Genomic DNA, 4,636 nt, shown 5'->3' on the forward strand with positions numbered 1-4,636 from the left:
CGCCGAGGCGGCGGTGGACCCGGCGGACGCGGAGTTCTGGGAGACCGTGGAGCGCGAGGACCTGCAGGCCCTCGCCGGCACCCTCGACATCCGTGCCGATGACACGTTCGGCGACGTGCTGCCCAGGCTGTCGTCGTGGCGGCGGCAGCGCAAGGAGCAGGCCACCGTGGACGGCTGGCGCTACGGCGTCACCTGGAAAGGGGTCCCCGACCCCGCCCCGCAGAGCACGGCCGGGCTCGGTGTATGGCTGGTTCCGGTCAGCGCTGCTCAACTCGGCGACGACTGGGTCGCCGCCTGTCTCCGCGGACTGACCGGGCTCGGCCTGGCCCCGCTGCCGGTCCCGGTCGAGCCGGCCACCGGTCGTGCGGCCCTGGCCGCGCAACTCGGTGCAGCGGCCGGTGACGGGACCGTCGCGGGTGTCCTGTCGCTGCTCGCCGTCGACGGCTCCCCGGCCCCGGCGTCCGCCGCACTGACCACCGGCGTCGCGCTGTCCGTCCTGCTCGTCCAGGCGCTGGGCGACGCGGGTATCGGGGCCCCCTTGTGGTGCGCGACCCGCAACGCCGTGGGCGTGAGCCCGGGCGACGAGGTGGCGGACCCCTTCCAGTCCCAGGTCTGGGGCCTGGGCCGAGTGGCGGCGCTGGAGCACGCGCAGCGCTGGGGCGGCCTGGTCGACCTGCCGGAGACGGTCGACGACCGGATCGCCGGCCGGCTCGCGGCGGTCCTCGGCCAGTCGGCCGAGGACCAGGTCGCGATCCGCGACCGCGGGGTCTTCGCACGGCGTCTGTCGCGCCTGCCCGCCGCCCGGAACGCCGGTGAGTGGTCGCCGCGCGGAACGGTGCTGATCACCGGTGGTACGGGTGCGCTGGGCGGCCACGTGGCCCGCTGGCTGGCGGGCGCCGGTGCGGAGCACCTGGTGCTCACCAGCCGCCGGGGCCTCGACGCTCCCGGTGCCGCCGGGCTCGCCGGGGAGCTGGAAGCGGCAGGTGTGCGCGTGACCGTCGCCGCCTGCGACGTGGCCGACCGCGAAGCGGTGGCCGCGCTGCTCGCCGAGCACCCGGTGAACGCCGTCATCCATACGGCCGGCACGGCCGAGGCCGGCATGCTCGCCGAGACCAACCTCGACGACTTCGCGGCGACGGTCGCGGCGAAGGCCCTCGGGGCCGCGCACCTCCACGACCTGCTCGGGGACCGGGAGCTGGACGCCTTCGTCCTCTTCTCCTCCATCTCCGGTGTGTGGGGCGGCGGCGGGCAGGCCGCGTACTCGGCCGCGAACGCCTTCCTGGACGGCCTGGCGCGGCACCGGCGGGCCCGTGGCCTCGCCGCCACCGCGATCTCCTGGGGTCCGTGGGGCGAGGGCGGCATGGTCGCCGATGCCGGGGACGAGGAACGACTGCGGCAGCGCGGCCTGACCGTACTGCGGCCGGACCGGGCGGTCTCCGCGCTGCACGGCGCGCTGAGCGGTGGGGACGGCGCGGTCACCGTGGCGGACGTGGACTGGGAGCGGTTCGTCGTCCCGTTCACCGTCAGCAGGCCGAGCGCGCTGCTGAGCGACCTGCCCGAGGTCAAGGCCGCCTTGGCCGAAAGGCCGGGCGAGCCGTCCGCGGATCCGTCCGCGGAGCCGTCCGCGCTGAGGGAGAAACTGTCCGCGCTGTCCGAGGGCGAGCAGCAGCGCCTGCTCGTGGACACGGTGTGCGCGCACGCGGCGGCCGTCCTGGGCCACAGCGGCTCCGCGGCGGTGGAACCGGACCTGGCCTTCCGCGACCTCGGCTTCGACTCCTTGACCGCGGTGGAACTGCGCAACCTGCTCACCGCCGACACCGGCCTGACCCTGCCCGCGACGCTGGTCTTCGACCACCCGACGCCCGAGGCGATCGCCCGGTACCTGCGCGGCGAACTCGCCGGCGAGGCGGGCCCGGCCGAGGTGTCCGTCTTCACCGAGCTGGACCGGCTGGAGTCCGTGATCTCCACGGCCGCCTCCACCGAGGAGACGGTCCGGTCGGGGGTGCGCAGGCGGCTGCAGGAACTGCTGTCGCTGGTGAACTCCGGTGCCGGGCAAGGGTCGGAACCCGCCGATGCCGAGCGGCAACTGCAGGACGCGACGGTCGACGACATCTTCGACCTGATCGATCAAGATCTAGAAAATTCCTAGTTCTTGGCGCTCTACCTTTAACGACAGCCGAGGACGGATGGGGCGGATGAGCAGCAACGAAGACAGGCTCCTCGAGTATCTCAAGCGCGTCACCGGAGACCTTCGCCAGGTCCGGGAGCGCCTTCGCGAGGCCGAGGAGAAGGACCAGGAACCCGTCGCGATCGTCGGGATGGCCTGCCGGTACCCGGGCGGGGTGCGTTCGCCGGAGGACCTGTGGCGGCTGGTGGCCTCCGGCCGGGACGCCGTGGGGGACTTCCCGGCGGACCGGGGCTGGGACGTGGAAGGGATCTACGACCCGGATCCGGAGGCGCCGGGGAAGACGTACACGCGCCGTGGCGGATTCCTCTACGAGGCGGGGGAGTTCGATCCGGACTTCTTCGGGATCTCGCCGCGCGAGGCCGTGGCGATGGACCCGCAGCAGCGGTTGCTGCTGGAGACCACGTGGGAGACGTTCGAACGGGCGGGCATCGACGCGGAGTCGGTGCGGGGGAGCCGTACCGGCGTCTTCGTCGGCTCCGGCTACCAGGACTACGTCAACCTCCTGCTCGGGGTGGCCGGCGGGCCCGACGGCCACCTCGGGACCGGCAACTCCGCCAGCGTGATGTCCGGCCGCATCGCCTACACCTTCGGCCTGGAGGGCCCGGCGGTCACCGTCGACACGGCGTGTTCGTCGTCGCTGGTCGCCCTGCACTGGGCGATCCAGGCCCTCCGCAGCGGCGAGTGCTCGATGGCGCTGGCCGGTGGTGTGCAGGTGATGACCACACCCACTCCGTTCGTGGAGTTCAGCCGCCAGCGTGGTCTGGCGGCGGACGGGCGGTGCAAGGCGTTCGGTGCCGGTGCCGACGGCACCGGCTGGGCCGAGGGCGTGGGCATGCTGCTGGTGGAGCGCTTGTCCGACGCGCGCCGCAACGGGCACCAGGTGCTCGCGGTCGTACGGGGCAGCGCCGTCAACCAGGACGGCGCGTCCAACGGCCTGACCGCCCCGAACGGTCCCGCGCAGCAGCGTGTCATCCGCCAGGCGCTGGCCTCGGCCGGACTGTCGCCCGCCCAGGTCGACGTGGTGGAGGCGCACGGCACGGGGACGACGCTCGGCGATCCGATCGAGGCGCAGGCGCTGCTCGCGACGTACGGCCAGGAGCGCCCGGAGGGCCGGCCGTTGTGGCTGGGTTCGCTGAAGTCCAACATCGGCCACACGCAGGCTGCTGCCGGTGTCGGCGGCATCATCAAAATGGTCATGGCGATGCGGCACGGCGTGCTGCCGCAGACGTTGCACGCGCAGGAGCCGACGCCGCACGTGGACTGGTCGGCCGGTGAGGTCCGGCTGCTGACCGAGGCGGTCGAGTGGCCGGAGGCGGACCACCCGCGCCGCGCCGGCATCTCGTCGTTCGGCGTCAGCGGCACCAACGCCCACACCATCATCGAACAGGCCCCGCCCCTTGAGGAGGAGACCCCGGGGACGCCTGCCGGTGGCCCCCTGGCCTGGGTGCTCTCCGCCAAGAGCGACGCGGCGCTGCAGGCCCAGGCGGCCCGGCTGCTGGACGTCGTACGCGGCGAAGCCCGGCCGGCGGACGTCGGGCTGTCGCTGGCCACGACCCGTGCGGCCCTGCGCCACAGGGCCGCCGTCGTGGGGGAGAGCCACGAGGAACTCCTCCTCGGGCTGGCGGACCTGGCCTCCGGCACCCCGTCGTCCCGTGTGCTGCTGGGGCGCGCGGGCGGCGGCAAGACCGGGTTCCTGTTCTCCGGACAGGGCTCGCAGCGCCTCGGCATGGGGCGCGAGCTGTACGCGGCGTTCCCCGTCTTCGCCGCGGCCTACGACGAGGTGTGCGCCCATCTGGACGTACCGGTCGACGTCGATGCCGAAACGCTTCACCGGACCGGTTCCACCCAGCCCGCCCTCTTCGCGGTCGAGGTGGCGCTGTTCCGCCTCCTGCAGTCGTGGGGCGTACGGCCCGACTACGTCGGCGGTCACTCGGTGGGCGAGATCGCGGCCGCGCACGTGGCGGGCGCGCTGTCGCTCGACGGTGCGGCGCGGCTGGTGTCCGCCCGCGCCCGCCTGATGCAGGCCCTGCCCGCCGGCGGCGCCATGGTCGCCGTGCAGGCCACCGAAGAGGAGGTCGTGCCGCGCCTGACCGGCGGGGTGAGCATCGCCGCCGTCAACGGCCCCTCGTCGGTGGTGATTTCCGGTGAGGAGACGGAAACCCTGGCGATCGCCGCGGCCTTCGCCGAGGAGGGCCGCAAGACGTCGCGGCTGAGGGTCAGCCACGCGTTCCACTCGCCGCTGATGGACCCGATGCTGGAGGAGTTCGCCGAGGTCGTCCGCGGCCTCACCTTCGGCGAGCCGCAGCTTCCCGTCGTCTCCAACCTCACGGGACAGCTCGTCGAGGCGTACACCCCCGAGTACTGGGTCCGGCACGTCCGCGAGGCCGTCCGCTTCGCCGACGGCATCCGCACCCTCCACGAGCTGGGTGTGACGACCTTCGTGGAGGT

At 73.5% G+C, this 4,636-nt stretch carries 2 protein-coding genes; both read left to right on the top strand.

Annotation, left to right across the window (positions count from 1 at the left end):
* Positions 1-2,149: SDR family NAD(P)-dependent oxidoreductase (locus tag ACSNOG_RS31820; RefSeq protein WP_436756176.1), on the top strand; the 2,149-nt coding region annotated here is incomplete at its 5' end.
* A 46-nt stretch (positions 2,150-2,195) separates the two neighbouring features.
* A partial coding sequence (locus tag ACSNOG_RS31825; protein WP_436756177.1) for a type I polyketide synthase occupies positions 2,196-4,636 on the top strand: 2,441 nt, incomplete at its 3' end.

The organism is Streptomyces sp. URMC 124, assembly GCF_051386455.1.
In the GTDB taxonomy this organism is placed as follows: Bacteria; Actinomycetota; Actinomycetes; order Streptomycetales; family Streptomycetaceae; genus Streptomyces.